This is a genomic window from Pseudomonas sp. WS 5410 (genome assembly GCF_012985645.1).
Lineage (GTDB): Bacteria > Pseudomonadota > Gammaproteobacteria > Pseudomonadales > Pseudomonadaceae > Aquipseudomonas > Aquipseudomonas shahriarae.
In genome coordinates this window covers 22770-49058 of sequence record NZ_JAAQWS010000014.1, presented here as the reverse complement: position 1 = coordinate 49058, position 26289 = coordinate 22770, and the positions used below count along the sequence as shown (strand labels likewise).

The window sequence follows — 26289 nt, the reverse complement described above, 5'->3', positions numbered from 1 at the left end:
TGGTTGGGTAACATCTGCGCCCACTTTGACCGACGAGGTACAGCATGCGTCGCACTATGGTAGCTGGTAACTGGAAGATGCACGGTACCCGCGCCAGTGTCGCTGAGCTGGTCAATGGCCTTCGTCACCTGGCCCTGCCGAGCGGTGTTGATATCGCGGTATTCCCGCCTTGCTTGCATATCAACCAAGTGGTTGATGGCTTGAAAGGCAAGTCGATCCAGGTCGGCGCGCAGAATTCTGCGGTGGAAGCCATGCAGGGTGCGTTGACCGGTGAGATTGCACCGAGTCAGCTGGTGGATGCGGGTTGTTCCTATGTGCTTGTTGGGCACTCCGAGCGCCGTCAGATGATGGGCGAACGTGATGGGATACTCAATCGCAAGTTCGCAGCAGCACAGGCTTGTGGCTTGATTCCGGTGTTGTGCATAGGGGAGACCCTTGAGCAGCGTGAATCGGGCAAAACTCTTGAAGTTGTCTCGCGTCAGCTGGGCAGCATCATCGAGGAGCTGGGTGTTGGTGCGTTTGCAAAGGCAGTGATTGCTTACGAGCCGGTCTGGGCCATTGGCACCGGGCTGACTGCTACACCGCAACAGGCGCAGGATGTGCACGCAGCCATCCGCGCGCAGTTGGCGGCAGAGAATTCTGAGGTCGCACAAGGTGTGCGGCTTCTATACGGCGGCAGCGTGAAGGCGGCCAATGCGGTCGAACTGTTCGGCATGCCGGATATCGATGGGGGGCTCATTGGTGGAGCTTCCCTGAATGCAGATGAGTTCGGTGCGATTTGTCGCGCCGCGGGAAACTGAGAAAATGCTGGAAACAGTCGTAGTCGTTTTTCATCTGTTGGGTGCACTGGGCGTTGTTGCCCTGGTATTGCTGCAACAGGGTAAAGGTGCGGACGCTGGTGCGTCTTTCGGGGCAGGTGCTTCAAATACTGTGTTCGGAAGCCAAGGTTCCTCTACCTTTCTTAGTAAGTTTACTGCTATACTTGCCGCCGGTTTCTTCATAACCAGTCTGGGGTTAGGTTACTTTGCTAAAGAGAAAGCTCATGTGCTGACTCAAGCAGGTTTACCAGATCCAGCAGTGTTGGAAGTTCCAAAAGCAAAACCGGCTTCTGATGATGTCCCGGTGCTTCAAGAGCAAAAGTCGGCTACTCCAGCGACTGACGTGCCTCCAGCTCAAGAGCAGAAGTAAGAAGGTTGTAAACGCTGTATTGCCGAGGTGGTGGAATTGGTAGACACGCAACCTTGAGGTGGTTGTGCCCATAGGGTGTAGGGGTTCGAGTCCCCTTCTCGGTACCAATTATCAGGAGAGCCCGCTGTTGCGGGCTTTCTTGTAGGTGGAAGGTTACATTGACCCTGTAAGGGATCGGTCGTATACTTCCGCCCCAGCTTTGTCGCGGGGTGGAGCAGTCTGGTAGCTCGTCGGGCTCATAACCCGAAGGTCGTCGGTTCAAATCCGGCCCCCGCAACCAGTTTTAGCGGAGCCCCTTTTAAGGGGCTTTTTGTTAGCTGGACACTTTCAACGCCGCTGTTCGACGGCGTTTCAAGGATGGGCGTTTCGCCCATTTTTTTATTTTGCACAGCATGCACATACATGCACGAGGGGGTTCAGGTGTCGAGCAAGCTAGAAGAGTTGCAGGCCTTGCTGGCCCCGGTGGTCGTGGCCCTAGGCTATGAATGCTGGGGTATTGAGTTTTCGGCTCAAGGTCGCCACTCAATGTTGCGCGTTTATATCGATAAAGAGGGCGGTGTGCTGGTGGACGATTGTGCCATCGTCAGCCGTCAGATCAGCGGTGTCCTGGATGTTGAAGATCCGATCGCCGTTGAATACACCCTCGAAGTTTCCTCGCCAGGCATGGAACGCCCACTGTTCACTATTGAGCAGTTTGCTAAATATGTCGGTGAACAAGTGAAGATCAAGCTGCGATCCCCTTTCGAAGGGCGACGCAACTTTCAGGGCCTTCTGCGCGGTGTAGAAGAACAGGATGTAGTGGTGCAGGTAGAAGACCACGAGTTCCTGTTGCCGATCGATATGATCGACAAGGCCAACATTATTCCCAGTTTTGACTGAGACGTGCCAGAAACTGCGGATCCCGCGGATCCAATGGCTTGCGAAAGGCGAGGCGTACGATGAGCAAAGAAGTACTGCTGGTTGTTGAGTCGGTATCCAATGAAAAGGGCGTACCGGCTAACGTGATTTTTGAAGCGCTGGAGTTGGCCCTGGCCACTGCTACCAAAAAGCGTTTTGAAGACGAAGTTGATCTGCGTGTGGAAATCAATCGCCACACCGGAGCTTATGAGACTTTCCGTCGCTGGACAGTCGTTGAAGAAGCCGATCTTGATGATCCGGCCATCGAAACCTGGCCAAGCAAGGTTGCGCAAACGCATCCGGGCGCCCAGGTGGGTGACGTCGTCGAGGAAAAGATCGAGTCCATCGAGTTCGGCCGCATCGCTGCACAGACTGCCAAGCAAGTCATTGTGCAAAAGGTCCGTGAAGCCGAGCGCGCTCAAGTCGTTGACGCCTATCGCGAGCGCCTGGGGGAAATCATCTCCGGCACCGTGAAGAAAGTGACCCGCGACAACGTGATCGTCGATCTGGGTAACAATGCTGAAGCGTTGCTGGCCCGTGAAGACATCATTTCCCGCGAAACCTTCCGTGTCGGCGTGCGTTTGCGTGCGCTGCTCAAGGAAATCCGCACTGAGAACCGTGGCCCTCAACTGATCCTGTCGCGTACCGCGCCGGAAATGTTGATCGAGCTGTTCCGTATCGAAGTGCCGGAAATTGCCGAAGGCCTGATCGAAGTCATGGCTGCGTCCCGCGACCCAGGTTCGCGCGCCAAGATCGCGGTCCGCTCCAAGGACAAACGCATCGACCCGCAGGGTGCTTGCATTGGTATGCGCGGTTCGCGCGTCCAGGCAGTGTCGGGCGAATTGGGCGGTGAGCGTGTGGATATCGTGCTGTGGGACGATAACCCGGCGCAGTTCGTGATCAACGCCATGTCCCCGGCTGAAGTCGCGGCAATTATTGTTGACGAGGATGCCCATGCAATGGACATCGCCGTTGGCGCAGACAATCTGGCCCAGGCCATCGGTCGCGGTGGTCAGAACGTGCGTCTGGCCAGCCAGTTGACTGGCTGGACCCTGAACGTCATGACCGAATCGGACATCCAGGCTAAGCAGCAAGCAGAAACCGGCGACATCCTGCGCAACTTCATCGACGAGCTGGAAGTCGACGAAGATCTGGCACAGGTGCTGGTAGATGAAGGCTTTACCAGCCTGGAAGAGATTGCCTACGTACCGGTGGAGGAAATGCTCAACATCGACGGCTTTGACGAAGACACCGTCAACGAGCTTCGCGCTCGGGCCAAGGATCGCTTGTTGACTAAAGCCATCGCTACTGAGGAAAAGCTGGCAGACGCCCATCCGGCCGAAGACCTGCTCTCGCTTGAGGGTATGGACAAGGATTTGGCGATGGAACTGGCGGTGCGCGGCGTAATTACCCGCGAAGACCTGGCCGAGCAGTCTATTGACGACCTGCTCGACATCGACGGCATTGACGATGATCGTGCCGGCAAGTTGATCATGGCCGCCCGAGCCCATTGGTTCGAGTAATTAGGCGCGGCCTGAGGAGAGAAGTGCATGACGCAAGTCACGGTGAAACAACTGGCCGATGAGGTCAAAACACCGGTAGAGCGCCTGTTGCAGCAGATGCGTGAGGCAGGTCTGCCGCACACCGCCGCCGAGGAACATGTGAGCGACAGTGAGAAGCAATCGTTGCTGACTCACTTGAAAAGCAGCCACAAGGCGAAAGTGGAAGAACCGCGCAAGATTACATTGCAGCGCAAAACAACCAGCACCCTGCGGGTGGCTGGTAGCAAGAGCATCAGCGTTGAAGTGCGTAAGAAGAAAGTCTTCGTACAGCGCAGCCCGGAAGAAATCGAAGCCGAGCGCAAACGCGAGATGGATGAACGTCGCGCAGTAGAAAATGCTGCACGTCAGAAGGCTGAAGAAGAAGCCAAGCGTCGCGCCGAAGAAGAAGCGCGTCGCCAGCCTGCTGCTGCGCAACCTGCTGGTACTGACGCAGTCGCTGCGCCTAGCGCGCCTGTAGAAGCTGTGCGTGAGGCCGCTCCGGTTGCCGCTGCACCAGCGCCTGCTGCTGACGCTCGCAAGCGCGACGAACCTCGTCGTCCGGACAAACCACGTGCCGACGATAACAATCGTCGTAGCGGCGGTGGCGATGGCGAGCGTAAAAACGCTCCACATCGTGCTTCGGTCAAAGAGAAAGCGCCTGCTCCGCGCGTTGCCCCACGTACTACCGACGAAGAAAGCGATGGCTTCCGTCGTGGTGGTCGCGGCAAGGCCAAGCTGAAGAAACGCAACGCCCACGGTTTCCAGAGCCCAACCGGCCCTGTCGTGCGTGAAGTGAAGATCGGCGAGACCATCACTGTTGGCGATCTCGCTCAGCAGATGTCGGTCAAGGCTGCTGAAATCATCAAGTTCATGTTCAAGCTGGGTACTCCAGCCACCATCAACCAGGTACTGGACCAGGAAACTGCCCAACTGGTTGCTGAAGAGCTGGGCCACAAAGTGACCCTGGTCAGCGACACCGCCCTGGAAGATTCCCTGGCCGAGTCCCTGAAGTTTGAAGGTGAAGCGGTTTCCCGTGCTCCAGTCGTGACCGTCATGGGCCACGTTGACCACGGTAAGACTTCCCTGCTCGACTACATCCGTCGTGCCAAGGTTGCAGCGGGCGAAGCCGGCGGCATTACCCAGCACATCGGTGCCTACCACGTTGAAACCGACCGTGGCATGGTGACGTTCCTCGACACCCCTGGTCACGCCGCGTTTACCGCCATGCGTGCCCGTGGTGCCAAGGCGACCGACATCGTGATCCTGGTGGTTGCAGCGGACGACGGCGTGATGCCGCAAACCATCGAAGCTGTTCAGCATGCTAAAGCAGCTGGCGTGCCGCTGGTGGTTGCCGTGAACAAAATCGACAAGCCGGGCGCTGATCTCGATCGCATCCGTAGCGAACTGTCGGTTCATGGCGTGACTTCCGAAGAGTGGGGTGGCGACACTCCATTCGTACCGGTCTCGGCGAAGATGGGTACCGGCGTTGACGAACTGCTCGAAGCAGTCCTGTTGCAAGCCGAGGTCCTGGAACTGACCGCTACCCCATCGGCTCCTGGCCGTGGTGTTGTGGTTGAATCCCGCCTCGACAAGGGCCGTGGCCCGGTTGCGACCGTTCTGGTTCAAGACGGTACCCTGCGCCAAGGCGACATGGTGCTGGTCGGTTCGAACTACGGCCGTGTACGTGCCATGCTCGACGAGAACGGCAAGCCAATCAAGGAAGCCGGTCCAGCCATCCCTGTCGAGATTCTCGGCCTGGACGGTACCCCGGACGCTGGCGACGAGATGAGCGTAGTTGCCGACGAGAAGAAAGCCCGTGAAGTGGCTCTGTTCCGTCAAGGCAAGTTCCGCGAAGTCAAGCTGGCCCGTGCTCACGCCGGCAAGCTGGAAAACATCTTCGAGAACATGGGCCAGGAAGAGAAGAAGACGCTTAACATCGTCCTCAAATCTGACGTCCGTGGTTCCCTCGAAGCGTTGAACGGCGCCTTGAACGGCCTGGGTAACGACGAAGTGCAAGTGCGTGTTGTCGGTGGCGGTGTCGGTGGTATCACCGAATCCGACGCCAACCTGGCACTGGCTTCCAACGCTGTACTGTTCGGCTTCAACGTGCGTGCCGATGCTGGCGCACGGAAGATCGTCGAGCAGGAAGGCCTGGACATGCGTTACTACAACGTCATCTACGACATCATCGAAGACGTCAAGAAAGCCCTCACCGGCATGCTTGGCAGTGACGTTCGGGAAAATATCCTGGGTGTCGCCGAAGTCCGTGACGTGTTCCGTTCGCCGAAGTTTGGCGCGATCGCCGGTTGCATGGTTATCGAAGGTACTGTGCACCGTAACCGTCCAATCCGTGTACTGCGTGAAGACATCGTTATCTTCGAAGGCGAGCTGGAATCCCTGCGCCGCTTCAAGGATGACGCTTCCGAAGTACGTGCCGGCATGGAGTGCGGTATTGGTGTCAAGAGCTACAACGACGTCAAGCCTGGCGACAAGATCGAAGTCTACGAGAAGGTTCAGGTTGCTCGCAGCCTCTAACTCGCGCACTTCAGGAGCCACGCCGCGTGTGGGCATGCAAATGCCCCGCGCAGTGTCCGGACTCTAAACGCAACGCCCGGTCTGGCTTTTGTCAGGCCGGGCGTTTGCCGCTTTCAGACCCCACGGGTTTCACCGTGTGGCAGTAACAGGTAACAAGACATGGCAAAAGAATACAGCCGTACCCAACGTATCGGCGATCAGATGCAGCGCGAGCTGGCCCAACTGATCCGTCGCGAAGTCAAAGACCCGCGCGTTGGCCTGGTCACCATCACCGCTGTTGAAGTGAGCCGTGACGTCGGTCACGCCAAGATCTTCATCACCGTGATGGGTCAGGACAACAGCGAAGAAATCGCGCAAAGCATCAAGGTGCTCAACTCCGCTGCAGGTTTCCTGCGTATGCAGTTGGCCCGTGAGATGAAGCTGCGCAGCGTGCCCCAGTTGCACTTCCACTACGACGAAAGCGTCGTGCGTGGTGCGCACCTGTCGGCCCTGATCGAGCGCGCCGTGGCTGAAGACAATCAGCATCCGTCCACACCTGAAGACGCCAAGGAGTAAGCGGTGGCTCAGGTCAAACGTATCCGTCGTAACGTCAGCGGCATCATCCTGCTCGACAAGCCCATTGGTTTTACCTCCAATGCGGCGTTGCAGAAGGTCCGCTGGCTGCTCAATGCCGAAAAGGCCGGGCACACTGGTAGCCTCGACCCCCTGGCTACTGGCGTGTTGCCATTGTGCTTTGGCGAGGCCACCAAGTTCTCGCAATACCTGCTCGATTCGGACAAGGGTTACGAAACCCTTATGCAACTGGGCAAGACCACCACCACGGCAGACGCCGAAGGTGATGTTCTGCAGGTTCGCGACGTGACCGTTGGTCGTGCAGATATCGAGGCTGCCTTACCCGCTTTTCGTGGGCAAATCAGTCAGATACCGCCGATGTACTCGGCTCTCAAGCGTGATGGCCAGCCTCTTTACAAGCTGGCACGTGCGGGCGAAGTAGTGGAGCGTGAACCGCGTTCTGTTACTATTGCGCGCTTGGAATTGCTCGCCTGTGAAGGCGACACCGCCCGCTTGGCCGTGGACTGCAGCAAAGGCACCTATATCCGTACCCTGGTGGAAGATATTGGTGAACAGCTCGGTTGCGGCGCGTACGTTGCAGAACTGCGACGCACCCAGGCTGGCCCTTTCACCCTGGCCCAGACGGTCACGTTGGAAGAGTTGGAAGCTGTACATGCCGAAGGCGGCAATGAAGCTGTTGATCGCTTCCTGATGCCATCGGACAGCGGTTTGCTGGATTGGCCATTGCTGCACTTCTCGGAACACAGCGCGTTCTACTGGCTCAACGGCCAGCCGGTCCGCGCACCGGATGCTCCGAAGTTCGGCATGGTGCGGGTACAAGATCATAACGGTCGCTTTATCGGTATCGGTGAGGTGAGCGAAGACGGGCGCATCGCGCCGCGTCGGCTGATTCGGTCAGAATGACCGAACGAGTGTGGCTGTTAACAGGCACGGTCAACACTCATTTTTAGATACAGGGATTTGTCCCTGGCCTGTTGAAACTGCCCTTTGGGTGGTTTCCTGAAAAAAGGATTGCCTCATGGCTCTCGACGTTCAAGAAAAAGCACAAATCGTAGCTGACTATCAGCAAGCTGTTGGTGACACTGGTTCGCCAGAAGTGCAAGTTGCACTGCTGACCCACAACATCAACAAGCTGCAGGGTCACTTCAAGGCCAACGGTAAAGATCACCACTCCCGTCGTGGTCTGATCCGCATGGTAAACCAGCGCCGTAAGCTGCTGGACTACCTGAAAGGCAAGGATCTGGGCCGTTACCAGGCTCTGATCGGTCGCCTGGGTCTGCGTCGCTAATCAGCGATTGCGCTAGAGGTTGGTTGTTTGCCGTGTGTCAGTGGGTTTCCCGCTGGCCCATGGCAGGCTCCCAGCCTCAAGTTTTATCTGGATACACGTTTTACCCTGGACAAGGGTTGGGCCGATTCCCGACATTGCCCAAGAATTTCGCAAGAAGACAAGTTCCCCAAGAGCCACAAAGAAGGTAGGACACCGTGAACCCGGTAATCAAAAAATTCCAGTTCGGTCAGTCGACCGTTACCCTCGAGACAGGCCGTATTGCCCGTCAAGCCTCCGGCGCAGTGCTGGTCACCGTTGACGACGACGTTACCGTATTGGTAACCGTTGTAGGCGCCAAGACCGCTGACCCAAGCAAAGGCTTCTTCCCTCTTTCCGTTCACTACCAGGAAAAGACTTACGCTGCCGGTAAGATCCCTGGTGGTTTCTTCAAGCGCGAAGGCCGTCCTTCCGAGAAAGAAACCCTGACTTCCCGACTGATCGACCGTCCGATCCGTCCGCTGTTCCCAGAAGGCTTCATGAACGAAGTGCAGGTTGTCTGCACCGTCGTTTCCACCAGCAAGAAGACCGATCCGGACATCGCTGCGATGATCGGCACCTCGGCTGCCCTGGCCATCTCCGGTATTCCTTTCGATGGCCCGATCGGCGCAGCTCGCGTTGCTTTCCACGAAAGCACCGGCTACCTGCTGAACCCAACTTACGAACAACAGAAAGCTTCGAGCCTGGACATGGTCGTTGCCGGTACTTCGGAAGCCGTGTTGATGGTTGAATCGGAAGCCAAAGAGCTGACCGAAGACCAGATGCTGGGCGCTGTACTGTTTGCTCACGACGAGTTCCAGGTTGTGATCAACGCTGTTAAAGAACTGGCTGCCGAAGCCGCCAAGCCGACCTGGACCTGGGCTCCTCAGCCAGAAGCCACTGAGCTGCTGGGCGCTATCCGCTCCGAGTTCGGTGCTGCGATCTCCGACGCCTACACCATCACCATCAAGGCCGACCGTTACGCTCGCCTGGGTGAACTGAAGGACCAGGTTGTTGCCAAGCTGTCCGGTGAAGAAGGCCAGCCTTCTTCCAGCGAAGTCAAAGCAGCCTTCGGCGAAATCGAATACCGCACCGTTCGCGAAAATATCGTTAACGGCAAGCCACGTATTGACGGTCGCGACACCCGCACCGTACGTCCGCTGAATATTGAAGTCGGCGTTCTGCCGAAGACCCACGGTTCGGCCCTGTTCACCCGTGGTGAAACCCAGGCCCTGGTAGTCGCGACTCTGGGTACTGCCCGTGACGCACAACTGCTGGACACCCTGGAAGGCGAGAAAAAAGACCCGTTCATGCTTCACTACAACTTCCCTCCGTTCTCGGTAGGTGAGTGTGGTCGCATGGGTGGTGCTGGTCGCCGCGAAATCGGTCACGGCCGCTTGGCCCGTCGTTCGATTGCAGCCATGCTGCCTGCCGCCGACGTGTTCCCGTACACCATTCGTGTGGTGTCGGAAATCACCGAGTCCAACGGTTCCAGCTCCATGGCTTCCGTTTGCGGTGCTTCCCTGGCATTGATGGACGCTGGTGTGCCGATGAAGGCGCCAGTTGCCGGTATCGCCATGGGTCTGGTTAAAGAAGGCGAGAAGTTCGCCGTCCTGACCGACATCCTGGGTGACGAAGACCACCTCGGCGACATGGACTTCAAAGTAGCCGGTACCGCCAAAGGTGTTACCGCGCTGCAGATGGACATCAAGATCAAGGGCATCACCGAAGAAATCATGGAAATCGCTCTGGGCCAAGCCCTGGAAGCGCGCCTGAACATCCTCGGCCAGATGAACCAGATCATTGGTCAGTCCCGCACCGAGCTGTCGGAAAATGCTCCGACCATGATCGCGATGAAAATCGACACCGACAAAATCCGTGATGTCATCGGTAAAGGCGGCGCGACCATCCGTGCGATCTGTGAAGAAACCAAGGCTTCGATCGACATCGAAGACGACGGTTCGATCAAGATCTTCGGCGAAACCAAGGAAGCGGCTGAAGCTGCACGCCAGCGCGTCCTGGGCATCACCGCTGAAGCCGAGATCGGCAAGATCTACGTCGGTAAGGTTGAGCGCATCGTCGACTTCGGCGCGTTCGTCAACATCCTGCCGGGCAAGGACGGTCTGGTTCACATCTCCATGCTGAGCGATGCTCGCGTAGAGAAAGTGACCGACATCCTGAAAGAAGGCCAGGAAGTGGAAGTGCTGGTACTGGACGTGGACAACCGCGGCCGTATCAAGCTGTCCATCAAGGACGTAGCAGCAGCCAAGGCTTCGGGCGTTTAATAACTCCCAGGCTTTACGCTGAAAAAGAGGACTCTTCGGAGTCCTTTTTTTTGGGCTGCAGGAAAGTGAAGGTAAATCAGCCGTTTAGCCCAGGACAAAAGCCGCAACTTGCATGCAGGCACGATGGGCTTCATGCAAGTTGCACGATTCTGAATTTCGGCAAAAAACATAAGCTATTGAATTTAAAGGTTTTTATTCGTATGCGAAAGTTGGCACAGCGCCTGCAACAGTACTGGTAACCCTGCAGCATTAACGTTGAAACGCTGCAGACCTTCGAAAAAACAGGAGTTACTCGTATGAAGAAGTTCGCTATCGCTGCTGCAACTGCCACCGCGCTGACCCTGACCATGGCTAACGTTGCGTTCGCCCAAACCTCCCAGGCTCCAATGGTTGTAGCCGCCGGTGAAGTGACCAAGGCCAAAGAAGCGACCACCGATACCTGGATCACCACTAAAGTCAAAGCTGACCTGGTTACCGAGAAAGGCATTCCTGGCACCGACATCAAAGTCGAAACCAACAAAGGTGTGGTCTCCCTGTCCTCCACTGTTGCTGTGACTGATGCACAAAAGGAAATGGCAGTAGCCATCACCAAGAAAATCAAAGGCGTTAAAGCTGTATCGGCCGACGGCCTGAAAGCAGAGTAACGTGCAACGACTCGACTGGACTTAGGCAAGGCGGCCACGAGCGAGGCAGATATCCGCTCAATGCACCTTACAGGTTCATGCGACCGACCACAGGGATGTGGTCACTACGGGCCCCGGCACTTGTGTCGGGGCCCGTTTTATTGTGGCGGGGAAAACATGTTTGCGGATTATGCAGATCAAGTGTGGGAGCAGGCAGCCAGTTCCCACACTTTGGACTTATGGTGTCCGGTAGTTACTCGGCATCCAGGTGCATTGGCGTAATTACCCGGCCATCTTTCTCGGCCTGGCCGAGGCTGGCATCAATGAAGTACACCCGATCGTCTTCCAGCTGGCCCTTGTCGACCAGAAAGTCCTTGATCGCACTCGCGCGGTCCTGGCCCAGTTTGCGTAGCAACACATCACTGCCGCTCCAGAACTTGATCACGCCGTCGCGCAGCTTTGCCGAGCGCTCATCGCTGCCCAGGTCTTTCCACTCAGCCGGCGGCTGTTGCTTCAAGCGGGTGCGATAGATGCCTTCGAGCAGTGGCGCCTTTTCCTTTTCCGGTACTACAAGCAATGACGCCTGGGCCGGGACTTTATCGCCACGGCGCTGGAGTATCTTGTAGTAGTTGTACTGATACTCACGCTCAAGCCGCTCGGCGGCCAGGAACGGACCATCGCTGCTGGCTGCCGCAGTGCCTTCGATTTCCAGGCGCAGGGCAGGGCGCTCCTTGAGGGCTTTGGCGAGGCTGTTGAGGGCCGACTCGGCGTCTTTGCTCAGGGCGCTGGAGCCTGCGGCGAACGACACGTTGCCCAGGTCTTCCGAGCCTCCACCGGTCACCAGCCCGCCAATGAACTTGAACGGCGCCGTCGCCGCGCGCACTACCAGGTTGCGCAGGGTTTGCCAGACAATCGGCATCACACTGAACTGCGGGTTGTTCAAGTCGCCGGTCACCGGCAACTCGATGGAGATCTTGCCGTCGGTGTCCTTGAGCAGGGCAATTGCCAGGCGAATCGGCAGGTCCACCGCGTCGGCGCTGTCGACTTTCTCGCCCAGTTGCAGTTGCTCTACCACCACCTTGTTCTCGGCCTTCAACTGGCCCTTGGTGATCACGTAGTGCAGGTCCAGGTTGAGTCGGCCCTTGCGGATACGGAACCCGGCAAACTTGCCCGAGTACGGTGTCAGGGTGGTCAGCTCGACGCGTTTGAAGCTGGTGGCGATATCCAGCGCGGCCATCGGGTCAAACGGGTTGACGCTGCCCTTGATCGTCACGGGTGCATAGCGGTCAACCTTACCCTTGATGTCCACGCTGGCCGGTTTGGCCTGGCGGCTGTCGATGGTGCCGATCTGGCCATTGAGTTGCTGGATCGCCGTGGCAAAGTTCGGCGTCAGGCTGAAGTCGGCAAAGTTGGCCGAGCCGTCATTGATCGCGATCTGCCCGATACGGATGCCCAGGGTTTTTTCATTGCTCGCGCTGGATTTGGCCGTCGATTTGGCGCCACTGTCGGCAGGCTGTGGGATCAGCAGGTCATCGACGTTGGTGGTGCGATCATCGTTGATCATAAAGCGCGCATAGGGTTGCAGCAGGTTGATCTTGTCGATCGACAGGCTGTTGCCGTGCTGGTAGTTCAAGCCTTCCACCACCAGTCGCTGCCACTTGAGGAAGTCGCGGGTCTTGAGCGTGTCCAGGGTGTGCAGCTGATCCACTTGGGCGCGGCCGGTGATCTGCAGCGCGAGGGGCTCGGTGCTCTTGAGGTTCACATCGAGGTTACTGCCGAGCATGCCGCTGCGCAGTTCCAGGCGGATAAAGGGGCTGATATAGGACTGGGCAACCCGCAGGTCGATATCCTTGGTGTCGACTTTCAACTTGGCGCTGACCGGGTTCAGGTTCACCTGGCCGCTCGCCTGGATCTTGCCCTGCTTGCCCAGGCCACTGTCGATCTTGAGGGTGAAGGGGCTTTGATTGAGGCTGTCGAAGTCTTGTACATCGACATTCAGCGGGCCCAGCTCCAGGGCCACCGCAGGTTTTACCTGGCGATCAGCCAAGTGCACCTGATAGTTACGCAGTTGCACATCCTTGAGCAGCACTTGCCAAGGCTTGCTCGGCGCTGTCGACTCGGGTTTTGGCGAATCGGCCGCGGCGGGAGCGCTTGCTGGTTCAGGCTTGGTGGCTGGCTTGCTCGGCTGGCTGGCGAACAGTTTCTGCCAGTCCAGTTGGCCATCGGCTTCACGGGCGGCCCAGGTTTCGAGCTTGTTACTGCGGATTTTGCCCACGATCACTTGCTGCTTGGCCAGGTCGATCGAGGTTTCGCTGACATCCAGGCGCTCCAGGCGGGCCAGTGGCCGGCCATCCGGGGCCTTGATCGCGAACGGCGCGATGCTCGCCGAGACGTTGGTCAGGTTCAGTTCGGTTTCTTTGGCCAGGTTCAGCTTGTAGTCGGTACTGAAATTAAGGGTGCCGTCTTCCAGGACCAGGGGCACGGCGTCCCGCACATAGGGCCACCAGACTTTCATCTTGCCATCTGTGACCTTCAACTTACCCTCAGAGGCGATCGGCACCAGGCTGAAATTGCCGGTCCAGTCGATCTGCCCGCCCTCGGGGCCAGCGGCGACCAGGGTCATGTCGGCATTGTCTTCTGGCAGGGTGCTGAGGTTTTTCAGCTCGAAGTCGAGTTTGTCGTAGAGGAACTCGATAGGCTCGCTGGGGCGCACGTCTTCGAAGTGCACGTAACCGCTCGCCAGCTTGATGCGTTCGATGCGCAGCGGGAACGGTTTGCTTTCGGGGTCATCGGGGGTCGGTTCGCTCGGCGGCAACTTGAACAGTTGGGCCAGGTTGAGGGTACCGGTCTTGTCGAAAAGGATTTCGGTCTTCGGCTTGTCCAACTGCACATCGGCCAGGTGCAGGGCGCGGGTCCAGAGGCTGTCGATCTGCAGGTTGGCATAGAGGCGTTCAAAACCCACCTGTTCCTTGCCCGGCTCACCGATTTTCAGGCCCCAGAGGGTCAGTTCCAGGCTGAACGGGTTGAGCTCGATACGCTCGATACGGGCCGGCACGGTAGCGTAATTGGCCAACTGTTGGTTGGCCACGCGAAGCGCAATACCGGGCAGAATCAAAAAGCCCAGCAAGCTGTAGAGTGCAAGGGCGGTCAGCAAGGCGCCTGTGGCGCGAATCAATCCTTTGGGCATGGGTGACGCCATCTATGTCGATCAGGAGTGCCTTGGAGTATGGCACGGGTTTACGGTTCCGAAGAACCGCGCCTTTATTACGCCAGTCAGGTTCTTTCAGGGCAATCCTACAACTGCAGGATCAGAGTCTTCAGCGGCGGCTGCTGGTCTTGTGAGGGAAAGTCAGCGCCGGGTGTCATCACTGTCCAGTCGCGTACGGGGCGGCCAGCCTTTTCAGCACAGCGCAAGACCTGCTCGCGCCAGTCATCCATGCTGACCTTTGCCAGGTTGTTGCAGCAGATCAGTACACCGTTTTGCGCGGTGGCCAGCAATGCCGGCTTGAGCAGGCTCTGGTAGTCACGCAACAGGTCCACGGTACCAAAGGCGCTCTTGGCCCAGGCGGGTGGGTCGAGCAGCACCAGGTCATATTGACGTTGCTCCAGGCGCGGGTAGCTCGGCAGTTTTTGCCCGCGACGCTGGGTGATCGGCAGCCCGGCCAGTTGGCGGATTGCCGGGAAGTAATCGGACTGTACAAACGTCATGGCTGGCAGTTGAGGGTTCAACTCGCCGTTTTCGCGACCGACTGCCAGGTTGCCCTCGGCGAAGTCCAGGTTGCATACCTCGCGGGCCCCGCCGGCCGCTGCACTGAGGCCGACGCCGCAGGTGTAGGCAAACAGGTTCAGCACGCTTTTGCCGGCACTGTGCGCCTTGACCCAACCGCGGGTATTGCGCAGGTCCAGGAACAGCAGCGGGTCCTGCCCCGGGTGGCGACCGCGCACGCGATAGTTCAGGCCCCATTCGTGGCCAACCAGGTCTTCCAGGGCCGCAGGTTCGGCGCGGTACACCGTGTCTTCGCGGTCGATACGCGAGTTGCCTCGGGAGCGGTCGTTATAGACCAGCAGCAACTCCAGGCCCAGGTACTGGTTGATCATCAGGTGCAATTGCAGGAGCGCATCGCGGTCCAGGGACTGGTGAAAGCTCTGCACCATCAATTGCGGGCCGTAACGGTCGATGGTCAGGCCCCCCGCGCCTTCCTGGCTGCCATGAAACAGCCGATAGCAATCGGTGCCTTGGGCATGCAGCTCGGCGAGCAGGTCTTGGCGGTGATCGAGGGCGGCGCGCAGCGCCTGATTCAGGGACGACATGGAGCGCGCCTTGCTGGGGAATTTAAGCGCGCAAGTTTAACAGCTCCTGTGGGCGTCGGCTTGCCGGCGATGGCGCGGGTGCAGGTCGATCAGTATCGCGGGCAAGCCAGTTGCCACAGGGTGTATGTCGTTACAGCAGGCCCATCCGCCTGTGGGCCCGTTGCACCGAACCATTGCGCATCGCCCAGCGCAGCAGCGGCGCGCTACGCCTGACCCCGGCGCGGATCAGTTGGCGTTGCAGCGGGCTTTGCTGTTGACCCAGCATGTCACCCGCCCAGTCCGGTAGCAGGTCGATCCCGGCCTGCATCATCAGCGCCCCGAACGGCTTGGCCAGGGCGCTGGGAGCCGGGGCATCGAGCAACAGGCGCAGTACTTCGCGGCTGCGTTCGTCACACAGCAGTTGTGGGCGAATACGTTGCAGGTAATCAGCAATTTCCTGCCTTGAGCGCGGCACGTGGCGAGCCCCCAGTTGTTCGGCGACCAGGGCAATCTCGCTGTAGTACCGATCCTGGTCTCTGGGCGATAAATCCGGGTTTTTGTAGCGCAAATGCGCCGCCAGAAAGCTGCTGACTTCGGCGACGTGAACCCACGTCAGCAATTCAGGATCACTGGCCGCGTAGGGGCGCCCGTCAGGTGCGTGCCCGACCACTTGCAGGTGGATGGTGCGCACCTTTTCGATCAGCCATAACGCGTCGCGGCGCGAGCCAAACGTAGTACCGGAAATAAACTGCGAAGTGCGGCGCAAACGCCCAAGCATGTCCTGGCGGAAATTCGAATGGTCCCACACGCCGGCCAGCGCCAGGGGATGCAGCGCCTGCAACATCAAGGCGCTGATACCCCCGATCAGCATGCTGCTGAAGTCACCATGGACCTTCCAGCTCACCGAGTCCGGCCCGAACAGCCCTGGGTCGCCCTTGGGGCTTTCCAGGTCCAGATTGCCCAGGGACAGCCCCGTCAGGCTCATCAGTTGGGATTCGATACGGTTGCGCAGAAATTCCATGGTGGCTTGGGGGTTCCTATCGGTTCAGGCGCTTGTCGATCAGGCCGTCGACCACGCTCGGATCGGCCAGGGTAGAGGTATCGCCCAAGCTGTCCAGTTCGTTGCAGGCGATCTTGCGCAGGATACGCCGCATGATCTTGCCTGAACGGGTTTTCGGCAAGGCCGGCGCCCATTGGATCAGCTCAGGCTTGGCAAAGCTGCCGATTTCCTTGCTGACCAGGTCCAGCAGGTGTTTTTTCAGCGCATCGCTGGGCTCGACGCCATTCATCGGTGTGACAAACGCATAGATGCCCTGGCCCTTGAGGTCATGGGGATAGCCGACGACGGCAGCCTCGGCCACTTTGTCATGCAGCACCAGCGCGCTTTCCACCTCGGCGGTGCCGATGCGATGGCCGGAGACGTTGATCACGTCATCAATGCGCCCGGTGATCCAGTAGTCGCCATCCTCGTCGCGCCGCGCACCGTCGCCGGTAAAGTAGTAGCCGGGGTAGGGCTTGAAGTAGGTGTCGATCATCCGCTGCGGGTCCCCATACACGCTGCGGATCTGCCCCGGCCAGCTGGCTTTGATCGCCAGGACGCCGCTGCCGGCGCCGCTGATTTCCTTGCCCTGCTCGTCGAGCAATACCGGCTGCACCCCAAACATCGGCTGGGTCGCGCAGCCGGGCTTGATGCGCTGGGCGCTGACCAGCGGGCTGAGCATGATGCCGCCGGTCTCGGTCTGCCACCAGGTATCGACAATCGGGCAGCGCTGCTCGCCGACGGCGTTGAAATACCACTCCCAGGCTTCCGGGTTGATCGGTTCGCCGACACTGCCGAGCAATCTCAGGCTGGCCCTGGACGTACTTTCCAGCGGGCCATGACCCTCGCGCATCAAGGCCCGCAGGGCGGTGGGCGCGGTGTAGAAAATATTCACCTGATGTTTATCGATCACCTGCCAGAAGCGCGAGCTGTCCGGGTAACTCGGCACACCCTCGAACATCAGGGAGGTGGCGCCATTGGCCAGCGGCCCGTACACGATATAGCTATGGCCCGTGACCCAGCCGACATCGGCGGTGCACCAGAACACTTCGCCCTCGCGATAATCGAGCACGTATTTGAAGGTCATCGCCGCTTGCAGCAGATAGCCGCCGGTGGTGTGCAGCACGCCCTTGGGCTTGCCGGTACTGCCGGAGGTATAGAGGATAAACAGCGGGTCTTCGGCAGCCATCGGCTCGGGCGGGCATGCGTCGCTGACCGCGTCCACCGCCTGTTGGTACTTGAGGTCGCGCCCTTCAGTCCAGGCTACGGCCGCACCGGTTCGTTCCACCACCAGCACCGTCGTGACATTCGGACAGCTGGCCAGGGCCTTGTCGACATTCTGTTTCAGCGCCACGGGTTTGCCGCCGCGTACGCCTTCGTCGGCGGTGATCACGGTGCGGCAGTCGGCATCCAGGATACGGTCGCGCAGGGCATCTGGTGAGAACCCGCCAAACACCACGGAATGCACCGCGCCAATCCGCGTGCAGGCCAGCATCGCGTAGGCGGCTTCCGGAATCATCGGCATGTAGATACACACCCGGTCGCCTTTTTTCACGCCACGGCTTTTCAGCACATTGGCCAGGCGGCTGACGTTTTGGTGAAGTTGGCGGTAGGTGATTTTGGAAGATTTTGCAGGATCATCGCCTTCCCAGATAAAGGCCGGCTGATCGGCGCGTTGCGCCAGGTGACGGTCAATGCAGTTGTAGCTGACGTTCAACTGGCCACCGGCAAACCACTGCGCGGCGCCGGTGTTGATATCGCAGTGCTGGACGGTCTGCCAGGGCGTGATCCAGTCGAGCAGCGCCTTGGCCTGTTCGGCCCAGAACGTATCGGGGTGTTCGATGGATTGCCGATAGAGGCGCTGATAGTCCTCTTGACTGAGTTGCGCGCCCCGGCGCACTGCATCGGCATGGGGAAACTGGCTGATATCGAACATTAGGGATCCCTCTTCTTGTTATAGAGACAAGAGTTCAAGGCTGGTCCCTGTGGGAGCTGGCAAGCCAGCTCCCACAGGGGGCGCTTGTGCAGGTTCAATCCCTGATTGTAGTGCCGATCACATCAACCGCGGTGACGACCACGGAAGTAGTTGATCAAGCCTTGGGTCGAGGCATCGTCGGCCGAGGTTTCCTCGGCGCCCGTCAGGCGGTTGTAGACGCCCTTGCCCAGCTCCTTGCCCAGCTCCACGCCCCATTGGTCAAAGGCGTTGATGCCCCAGATGACGCTTTGTACAAACACTTTGTGTTCATACATCGCCACCAGCGCGCCCAGACGGCGCGGGCTGATCCGCTCCACCACCAGGGTGTTGCTCGGGCGGTTGCCCGGGATCACCTTGTGCGGCGCCAGCTTTTGTATTTCGTCTTCGGCCATGCCTTTGTCACGCAACTCGGCTTCGGCTTCGCTGCGGGTCTTGCCGAGCATCAGCGCCTGGCTCTGGGACAGGCAGTTGGCATACAGCCACTGATGGTGGTCGGAGACCGGGTTGAAGCTGACGATCGGCACAATGAAGTCGGCCGGGATCAGCTGGGTGCCCTGGTGCAGCAACTGGTGGTACGCGTGCTGACCGTTGCAGCCCACGCCGCCCCAGATAACCGGGCCGGTATCGGTGGAAACCGGCGTGCCGTCCTGGCGTACGCTCTTGCCATTGGATTCCATGTCCAACTGTTGCAAGTGCTTGGTGATGTTACGCAGGTAGTGGTCGTACGGCAGGATCGCGTGGCTCTGGGCGCCCCAGAAGTTGCCGTACCACACACCCAGCAGGCCCAGCAGCACCGGCATGTTTGCCTCGAACGGCGCGGTCTGGAAATGCTGGTCCATGGTGTAGGCACCCGACAGCAGCTCCTTGAAGTTGGACATGCCAATGGCCAGGGCGATTGGCAAGCCGATGGCCGACCACAACGAGTAACGGCCGCCGACCCAGTCCCACATCGGGAAGATGTTCTCTTCACGGATACCGAAGGCCACGGCCGCCGCGTTGTTGCTCGACACGGCGATAAAGTGGCGATACAGCTCGGCTTCCGAGCCACCCTGGGCCAGGTACCAGGCGCGGGCGGCCTGGGCGTTTTTCAGGGTTTCCAGGGTATTGAAGGACTTCGACGAGACGATAAACAGCGTGGTCTCGGCGCGCAGCTTCTGGGTCAGCTCGTGGAATTCACTGCCATCGATATTCGCCAGGTAGTGGCAGCGCACGCCTTTATGGGCGTAGGACAACAGTGCTTCGGAGACCAGCTCAGGGCCGAGGAACGAACCGCCGATGCCGATGTTGACCACGTCGGTGATCGGCTTCTCGGTGTAGCCGCGCCACAGGCCGTCATGGATGCGGCCCACCAGGTCGGTGATCTGGTTCAGCACCTTGTGCACGTCGGGCATGATATTGGTGCCGTTGACCGACAACTTATCGCCCACCGGGCGGCGCAGTGCGGTGTGCAGCGCCGGACGACCTTCCGAAGAGTTGACCGGCTCGCCATCGAACAGCGCCTTGATTGCGCTTTTGAGATCGACTTCGTTGGCCAGGCCCACCAGCAGGTCGCGGGTTTCAGGGGTAATCAGGTTTTTCGAGTAATCGAGGAAAAGTCCGCAGCTGCTCAACGTGAACTGGGTAAAGCGCTGGGGATCGGCATTAAACGCTTCGCGCATGCTGAAATCCTGCATGGCTTGGCGATGTTGATTGAGCGCTTGCCAGGCGGGCAGAGCGGTAACGTCATGAGGGGTGCGGTAATACGCCATCGCTGCGGGTTTCCTTTTTATTACTGGGACTGCTTTTAGGACACTTCTAAACCCGGAACATCCAGTTTTGTATCAAGGTTTGGGTTCCAGACAGCGCTAACTATAACGCCGGGCGATTACATTAAACCTAGCGTGTCGATATGTCTTGGCTTTGTCTGCGCGCAAGCCGGTACTTTTTTATACCGGGGCCTGGGAGGCGCTAAAAACTGAATGTGGGAGCGAGCTTGCCCGCGATGGTGCTGGGTCAGCGACAAATACATCGAATGACCGTCCGCCATCGCGGGCAAGCCTGCTCCCACATGGGGAGATTGCCAGGCTTAAGCGCTGAGGTTGAGGTGCAGGTTGTCGATCAACCGGGTCGCGCCCAGGTACGCGGCGACCAGGATCACCACATCACGATCCTCGGCGGTTGCCGGACGCAGGTGCTGGCCCTGGCAGACTTCCAGGTAGTCCATGCGCAGGCCGGCGGCCTCGATGTGCTGGACCTGCTCGGCCCGCAGCTTGGCGAAGTCGCGGTCGCCGTTTTCAATGGCGGTGGCGATATGACGGAGGCTGCGGTACAGCACCGGGGCGATGGCGCGCTGTTCTTCAGTCAGGTAACCGTTGCGCGAGGACAGCGCCAGGCCGTCCTCGGCGCGCACGGTGGGCTCGCCAATGATCTGGATCGGCATGTTCAGGTCGCGCACCATGGCGCGGATCACCGCCAGTTGCTGGTAGTCCTTTTGCCCGAACACCGCCAGGTCAGGCTGGACCATGTTGAACAGTTTGCTCACCACCGTCGCCACGCCCTCGAAATGACCCGGGCGGCTGGCGCCGCACAGGCCTTCGGACAGTTGCGGCACGCTGACCCGGGTCTGCACCGTCATGCCGTCGGGGTACATCTCGTCGACGGTGGGGGCGAACAGCAGGTTGCAGCCCGCCACCAGCAGCTTTTCCTGGTCGGCGGCCAGAGTGCGCGGGTACTTGTCCAGGTCTTCACCGGCGCCAAACTGCAGCGGGTTGACGAAAATGCTCGCCACCACGAAGTCGGCTTGTTCGGCGGCGCGCGTCACCAGCGTAGCGTGGCCGGCATGCAGGTTGCCCATGGTCGGAACGAAGCCAATGCGCTTGCCGGCGTTACGCGCGTGAGTGACGGCGGCCCGCAGTTCGCGCAGGGTTTTTACGGTGTTCATGCAGAGAATCCGTGTTCGAGGCCAGGGAAGGTAACGGCTTTGACTTCAGCCACGTAGGCGCTCAGCGCGGCCTGGATGTTGTCCTGGCCGGTCATGAAGTTCTTCACGAATTTGGGGGCGCGGCCGGTGAGGTTCAGGCCGAGCATGTCGTGCAGCACCAGGACCTGGCCGTCGGTCGCGCTGCCGGCGCCAATGCCGATCACCGGGATTTTCACCGCCTGGGTGATTTCTTCCGCCAGTTCGCTAGGCACGCACTCGAGCACAATCATTGCAGCGCCGGCCTGCTCCAGGGCGATGGCGTCGGCCCGCATCTGCCGGGCTTGGGCTTCATTACGGCCCTGGACCTTGTAGCCACCCAGGATATTGACGGACTGTGGCGTGAGGCCCATGTGTGCGCATACCGGAACGCCGCGTTCAGCTAACAAGCGGATCGACTCGGCAAGCCACAAGGCACCTTCGATCTTGATCATATGTGCCCCGGCCTGCATCAGCTTGCCGGCGTTCTGGAAGGTCTGCTCAAGCGTTGCGTACGCCATGAACGGCAGGTCGGCGATGATAAACGCGCCTTCGTTACCGCGCTTGACGCTGGCGGTGTGGTAGGCGAGTTCATCGGTGGTGACCGGGAGGGTGCTGTCATTCCCTTGAAGAACCATGCCCAGGGAGTCGCCCACCAGTAACACCTCGACCCCGGCCTGGCAGCAAGCCTGGGCGAACGTGGCGTCATAGCAGGTCAGCATGGTGATTTTTTCACCCTTGAGTTTGAGGCTCTGCAAGGTGGTCAGGGTAATGTCTGGCATGAAAAGGGTCCTCGTTCAGGCGCTTGGAAACAGCGAGTAACGCGCGTGAGTCTTCGTTTATACAGGCGCACTTTCTTCAGAGCAGTGCTTATAAGGCCTGGATTGCGCCCTTCAGCGCCGGGTTGGCGGCAGCGGGACGCCTATAGTCGTGAGGAGGACTCTGGAAGTCAATTGGATGTGTTACCGCATTGTTACGAGCGGGGTGTTACCGCTGTTACTGATGCGATTCAGCAGGTAAAAGGCGTGTTCGGCCAGCGCCTACAGGGCTTGAGTCAAGCAGGAGGCAGGCGTTCCAGGCCGACGAATGGGCATTGATCGAGCAGATCACTGAGTAGGCGACCGTCAGGCAGTTGCAAAGTGGCCGGTGCCAGTTCGGCAAGTGGATACAACACAAAAGCCCTTAGATGCATCTGGTAATGAGGCACCTTGAGGCGCGGCTCATCAATCAGGCGATCGCCAAACAGCAGGATATCCAGGTCCAGGGTGCGCGGGCCCCAGCGCTCAAGGCGTTCGCGGCCCTGGTCGTTCTCGATGGCTTGCAGCGCATCCAGCAGTTCCAGTGGCGCGAGGGTACTGTCCAGCGCCGCCACCGCATTGGTATAGCGGGGCTGGCCGGGAAGCAGGGAATCACTTTGGTAGAAGGCAGAAACACCGACGAATGTGGTGTTCGGCAACTGCGCCAACGCCTCGATGGCGTTGCGCAATTGCTGTTGCGGGGCAGCGAGGTTGCTGCCCATACCGATGTAGATACGCTCCACGGTGCTTATTCGCCAGAGGTATCGGCGGCACTGCGCTTGCGTTTGCTACCGCTGCTACGGCGGCGCTTTTTCGGGCCGTCGCCAGTGGGTTCGCCTTTGCTGCTCAGTTCACGAATCATCTCGCGACGTTCGCTGTCATTGGCGTCCTGGTAGTCGGTCCACCATTCGCCCAGGCCATCGGTCTGCTCGCCGGCGCTTTCACGCAGCAGCAGGAAGTCATAGCCGGCACGGAAGCGCGGGTTGTCCAGCAGCAGGTCGGCACGTTTGCCACTGCGCCGTGGCAGGCGTTCCTGCATGTCCCAGATCTCGCGGATCGGCATGGTGAAACGCTTGGGGATTGCGATGCGCTGGCATTGCTCGGCGATCAACTCGTGCGCCGCTTCCTGCATCGCTGGAATCGGCGGCATGCCACGGTTCTGCAGGCGCAGCACGCGGGCGGGCAGTGCCGGCCAGAGCAGGGCGGCAAACAGGAACGCCGGGGTCACCGGTTTGTTCTGTTTGATCCGCAGGTCAGTGTTGATCAACGCTTCACTGATCAGCGTGTGGGTGTACGTGGGGTTGTGCTCCAGTGCATCGGCGCTGGCCGGGAACAGTGGGTCGAACAACTGCAGGTCCACCAGCATTTCGAAGGTGTCGGCGGCATGCCCGGAAAGGAACAGCTTGAGCACTTCCTCGAACAGGCGTGCCGAAGGGATTTCCCGCAGCATCGGCGCCAGCTCGCGAATCGGCGCGGCCGTATGTTTCTCGATGCCGAAGTTCAGCTTGGCGGCAAAGCGCACGGCCCGCAGCATGCGCACCGGGTCTTCCTGGTAGCGCTGCGTAGGGTCGCCGATCAGGCGGATCAGGTGGTTGCGAATATCGTGTACGCCGTTGGCGTAATCGAGGATGCGCTCGCTGACCGGATCGTAATAGAGGGCATTGATGGTGAAGTCGCGGCGTTGCGCGTCTTCTTCCAGGGTGCCGTACACATTGTCCCGCAGGATGCGTCCGCTTTCGTTGCGGGAAGACTGGTTGCTGTCTTCCTCTTCATCGTTTTGCGGGTGGCCTGCTCGGAAGGTGGCGACCTCGATGATCTCGCGACCAAAGTGGATATGCACCAACTTGAAGCGCCGACCGATGATCCGCGCGTTGCGAAACTCGGCGCGCACTTGTTCAGGCGTGGCGCTGGTGGCGACGTCGAAATCCTTGGGAGTGATGTTGAGCAACATGTCGCGCACACAACCACCGACCAGGTAGGCCTGGTAGCCAGCGTTCTGCAGGCGTTCGACGATGTTCACCGCATAACGGCTGAACTGGGCGCGCTGCAGCGAATGTTGATTGCTGTTGAGCACTTCAGGCGTGCTGCGAATGTGTTGCGTACGACGCAAGGGGGAACGGAATGACTGGAACAACTTCTTCAGCATGGGATGCACTGTTTGAAGGAATGTTCGGCCATAACGAAGAATGACCGCATGATGGGCCGGGATTCTAGCATTTAGTCAGGGGATGGTGTAGGAACTAGCTGCAAGCGTTGAGCCAGATGCTTAAATAAGCCGGTGTGGCGCTCAAATCGCAGAAACTACAAGGGGAGCCGAAGCTCCCCCAGAAAGTAGTTGCGTGCTCTATTTTTATTATTGGTTTCGGGCTTCTTGTTTTTGTTGATCGCCCTCGCCATGAGATTTGACCTTCATGACACTCCCAATCGGGAGTCAAGAGCAAACGGATTGCTTTGGTCGCTGTGTTGCGATGATCAATGATCCAACCAGTTCAGGCTCTGCCTTAGGGCAGTTTTTGTTGTTCTCGGCCTGGTTGCGGGGCAAGCCCCAAATGCAACGCCTCTCCAAAAGAATCAGTTAGCTGCGCCTCCGCCGTGTTGTTTTTATTGTGCGTGAGTCGATTCGTCTTATTTTTATTGTGTGTGTACGGTGCTTTTTATTGTTCTTGTACTAAGCATATAGCAGGGTGCGTGCCAACTTTTGCGAGCCCCAGCAAAATCAGGGGGTTGGCCGGGTTTTGGGTGTTTGGAGGGCGAAAAAAAGCCGGGGCTTCGTTACCGTAAGCCCCGGCTTTTTGTTACGTGAATATCTGAGGTAACAGTTTTTTCACGTTTGGGGTGTTACCCAATGTGAGTTGACCTCAGCTTTCGCTGGCAACCCCGGTCTTGCGCCGTGGAATGCCCAGGCGCTGGCGCCGTTCCCACAGGCATTTGCGGCTGACGCCCAGTTTGCGCGCCAGTTCGGTCTCGGTCATATGGTCCTGGTGCTCCAGGACGAAGTGCTGGAAGTAGTCTTCCAGGGACAAGTCTTCCGTAGGCTCATGGCTGGTGTTACTGCCGCCCTGTTGTGGTGCCAGGCCAATGAAGTCGTCATCGTCCAGGTCACTCAGTTCGATATCAATGCCCAGCAGCTCGGCCGAGATCTGCGGGCTCTCCGAAAGAATCACAGCCCGCTCCACGGCGTTTTCCAGCTCGCGCACGTTACCTGGCCACGAATAGTGGCGGATAGCTTGCTCGGCGTCGGCCGCAAACGTCAGGTCGGTACGGTTGACGCGCGCGCTCTGGCGCAACAGGAATGCATTGGCAATCTCGTTGACGTCGGCACCGCGTTCGCGCAGGGCCGGCAGCTTGAGGGCGATTACGTGCAGGCGGTAATACAGGTCTTCGCGGAACTGGCCGATTTTCGCCAGGCTCTTCAGGTCCCGGTGAGTCGCGGCGATCAGGCGCACATCGACTTTTTGTGACTGCACCGAGCCGACCCGGCGAATCTCGCCCTCCTGCAATACGCGCAGCAGGCGTGCCTGGGCTTCCAGGGGCAGCTCACCGATTTCGTCGAGGAACAGCGTGCCGCCGTCCGCCGCTTCCACCAGGCCGGCGCGTCCGGCGCTGGCGCCGGTAAAGGCACCTTTCTCGTGGCCGAACAGTTCGGATTCGATCAAGGATTCGGGGATTGCCGCGCAGTTCACCGAGATCATCGGGGCCTTGGCGCGCTTGGACAGGTTGTGCAGGGCGCGGGCCACCAGCTCTTTGCCGGTGCCGGACTCGCCCTGGATCAGGACATTGGAGTCCGTGGGCGCAACCTTGCGGATCTTGACGTACAGATCCTGCATGGGCGGGCAGGAGCCGATGATGCCGATTTCGCCATTGCTGTTGTCGACCCCGGGTTTGTCGCCGGCGGTCTTGCCGGCCGGCCGTTCCGCCGGGGCACTGTTGGTCGACTGGCGGTCACGCAGGATGCGCGCCACGGCCTGGAGCATTTCGTCGTGGTCGAAGGGCTTGGCGATGTAGTCCACCGCGCCCATCTTCATGGAGTCTACGGCCGAGCGCAGGCTGGCATAGCTGGTCATGATCAGCACCGGCGTGCCCTGGCCCAGCTTGATCAGTTCGGTACCGGGCGCGCCAGGCAGGCGCAGGTCACTGACAATCAGGTCGAATGTGGGAATGCTGAAACGCTCTTGGGCTTCCTGCACCGAGCCGGCTTCGCTGACCTGGTACTGATTACGTTCAAGCAGGCGACGCAAGGCAGAGCGGATAATGGTTTCGTCTTCGACGATCAAAATGTGCGGCATTGATTCAATTCTCTCGACGGTC

The 26289-nt window shown here is 59.2% G+C and carries 20 protein-coding genes and 2 tRNA genes; 12 read left to right on the top strand and 10 right to left on the bottom strand.

The genetic code is table 11. The features are described from left to right. Positions 1 to 44: 44 nt before the first annotated feature. The 12 genes from tpiA to HBO24_RS19790 all read left to right on the top strand — a co-directional run bounded on the left by tpiA (position 45) and on the right by HBO24_RS19790 (position 10966). Positions 45 to 800, top strand: coding sequence for a triose-phosphate isomerase (gene tpiA, locus HBO24_RS19845; RefSeq protein WP_057960657.1), 756 nt, complete (start codon positions 45 to 47; stop codon positions 798 to 800). A 4-nt stretch (positions 801 to 804) separates the two neighbouring features. Further along, positions 805 to 1188 carry a preprotein translocase subunit SecG gene (gene secG / locus HBO24_RS19840; protein ID WP_029298979.1) on the top strand — a complete coding sequence of 128 codons (384 nt, stop codon included), beginning with the start codon at positions 805 to 807 and terminating at the stop codon, positions 1186 to 1188. A 21-nt stretch (positions 1189 to 1209) separates the two neighbouring features. Beyond that, positions 1210 to 1295, top strand: a tRNA-Leu gene (locus HBO24_RS19835). A gap of 96 nt (positions 1296 to 1391) precedes the next feature. Next, positions 1392 to 1468 (top strand) — tRNA-Met (locus HBO24_RS19830). Between the two features lie 140 nt (positions 1469 to 1608). Continuing rightward, entirely contained in the window at positions 1609 to 2067 is a 459-nt protein-coding gene (gene rimP / locus HBO24_RS19825) for a ribosome maturation factor RimP (RefSeq protein ID WP_032862957.1), read from the top strand. A 59-nt stretch (positions 2068 to 2126) separates the two neighbouring features. After that, positions 2127 to 3608 carry a transcription termination factor NusA gene (nusA, locus tag HBO24_RS19820; protein WP_038445977.1) on the top strand — a complete coding sequence of 494 codons (1482 nt, stop codon included), beginning with the start codon at positions 2127 to 2129 and terminating at the stop codon, positions 3606 to 3608. Positions 3609 to 3635: 27 nt separating this feature from the next. Continuing rightward, positions 3636 to 6161: a translation initiation factor IF-2 gene (gene infB / locus HBO24_RS19815; protein WP_057440169.1), complete on the top strand. Its 2526-nt coding sequence runs from the start codon at positions 3636 to 3638 to the stop codon at positions 6159 to 6161. A 159-nt stretch (positions 6162 to 6320) separates the two neighbouring features. Then, positions 6321 to 6716 carry a 30S ribosome-binding factor RbfA gene (gene rbfA / locus HBO24_RS19810; protein WP_029298974.1) on the top strand — a complete coding sequence of 132 codons (396 nt, stop codon included), beginning with the start codon at positions 6321 to 6323 and terminating at the stop codon, positions 6714 to 6716. 3 nt (positions 6717 to 6719) lie between these two features. Next, positions 6720 to 7637 (top strand): tRNA pseudouridine(55) synthase TruB, encoded by a 918-nt coding sequence (gene truB / locus HBO24_RS19805; protein WP_003176136.1) that lies wholly within the window; start codon positions 6720 to 6722, stop codon positions 7635 to 7637. Between the two features lie 115 nt (positions 7638 to 7752). Then, complete coding sequence (rpsO, locus tag HBO24_RS19800; RefSeq protein ID WP_003176135.1) at positions 7753 to 8022, top strand: 30S ribosomal protein S15; 270 nt, start codon at positions 7753 to 7755, stop codon at positions 8020 to 8022. 194 nt (positions 8023 to 8216) lie between these two features. After that, positions 8217 to 10322: a polyribonucleotide nucleotidyltransferase gene (gene pnp / locus HBO24_RS19795; RefSeq protein WP_057960656.1), complete on the top strand. Its 2106-nt coding sequence runs from the start codon at positions 8217 to 8219 to the stop codon at positions 10320 to 10322. Between the two features lie 296 nt (positions 10323 to 10618). Next, positions 10619 to 10966 carry a BON domain-containing protein gene (locus tag HBO24_RS19790; RefSeq protein WP_057440167.1) on the top strand — a complete coding sequence of 116 codons (348 nt, stop codon included), beginning with the start codon at positions 10619 to 10621 and terminating at the stop codon, positions 10964 to 10966. Positions 10967 to 11198: 232 nt separating this feature from the next. Here HBO24_RS19790 and HBO24_RS19785 read toward each other — a convergent pair whose 3' ends face one another. The 10 genes from HBO24_RS19785 to HBO24_RS19740 all read right to left on the bottom strand — a co-directional run bounded on the left by HBO24_RS19785 (position 11199) and on the right by HBO24_RS19740 (position 26267). Beyond that, positions 11199 to 14132 carry a DUF748 domain-containing protein gene (locus HBO24_RS19785; protein WP_170060138.1) on the bottom strand — a complete coding sequence of 978 codons (2934 nt, stop codon included), beginning with the start codon at positions 14130 to 14132 and terminating at the stop codon, positions 11199 to 11201. A gap of 107 nt (positions 14133 to 14239) precedes the next feature. Continuing rightward, positions 14240 to 15256 carry a class I SAM-dependent methyltransferase gene (locus tag HBO24_RS19780; protein WP_057444148.1) on the bottom strand — a complete coding sequence of 339 codons (1017 nt, stop codon included), beginning with the start codon at positions 15254 to 15256 and terminating at the stop codon, positions 14240 to 14242. A 130-nt stretch (positions 15257 to 15386) separates the two neighbouring features. After that, the gene (locus tag HBO24_RS19775) at positions 15387 to 16256 is read right to left on the bottom strand and encodes an oxygenase MpaB family protein (protein WP_057440165.1); all 870 of its coding nucleotides are present in this window, start codon (positions 16254 to 16256) and stop codon (positions 15387 to 15389) included. Positions 16257 to 16272: 16 nt separating this feature from the next. After that, positions 16273 to 18210, bottom strand: coding sequence for an acetate--CoA ligase (acs, locus tag HBO24_RS19770; RefSeq protein ID WP_169961055.1), 1938 nt, complete (start codon positions 18208 to 18210; stop codon positions 16273 to 16275). 122 nt (positions 18211 to 18332) lie between these two features. Next, positions 18333 to 19997: a glucose-6-phosphate isomerase gene (pgi, locus tag HBO24_RS19765; RefSeq protein WP_115127384.1), complete on the bottom strand. Its 1665-nt coding sequence runs from the start codon at positions 19995 to 19997 to the stop codon at positions 18333 to 18335. 317 nt (positions 19998 to 20314) lie between these two features. Further along, positions 20315 to 21169, bottom strand: a complete 855-nt coding sequence (panC, locus tag HBO24_RS19760) for a pantoate--beta-alanine ligase (protein ID WP_057960651.1) — start codon at positions 21167 to 21169, stop codon at positions 20315 to 20317. Continuing rightward, complete coding sequence (gene panB / locus HBO24_RS19755; RefSeq protein WP_115127386.1) at positions 21166 to 21966, bottom strand: 3-methyl-2-oxobutanoate hydroxymethyltransferase; 801 nt, start codon at positions 21964 to 21966, stop codon at positions 21166 to 21168. Before panB ends, panC begins: the two co-directional genes overlap by 4 nt. A 272-nt stretch (positions 21967 to 22238) precedes the next feature. Then, a complete protein-coding gene (folK, locus tag HBO24_RS19750; RefSeq protein WP_057440161.1) occupies positions 22239 to 22724 on the bottom strand; it encodes a 2-amino-4-hydroxy-6-hydroxymethyldihydropteridine diphosphokinase in 486 nt (161 codons plus the stop codon). 5 nt (positions 22725 to 22729) lie between these two features. Beyond that, the gene (locus tag HBO24_RS19745) at positions 22730 to 24127 is read right to left on the bottom strand and encodes a polynucleotide adenylyltransferase PcnB (RefSeq protein WP_057960649.1); all 1398 of its coding nucleotides are present in this window, start codon (positions 24125 to 24127) and stop codon (positions 22730 to 22732) included. 712 nt (positions 24128 to 24839) lie between these two features. Continuing rightward, a complete protein-coding gene (locus HBO24_RS19740; RefSeq protein WP_170060137.1) occupies positions 24840 to 26267 on the bottom strand; it encodes a sigma-54 dependent transcriptional regulator in 1428 nt (475 codons plus the stop codon). Positions 26268 to 26289 lie beyond the last annotated feature (22 nt).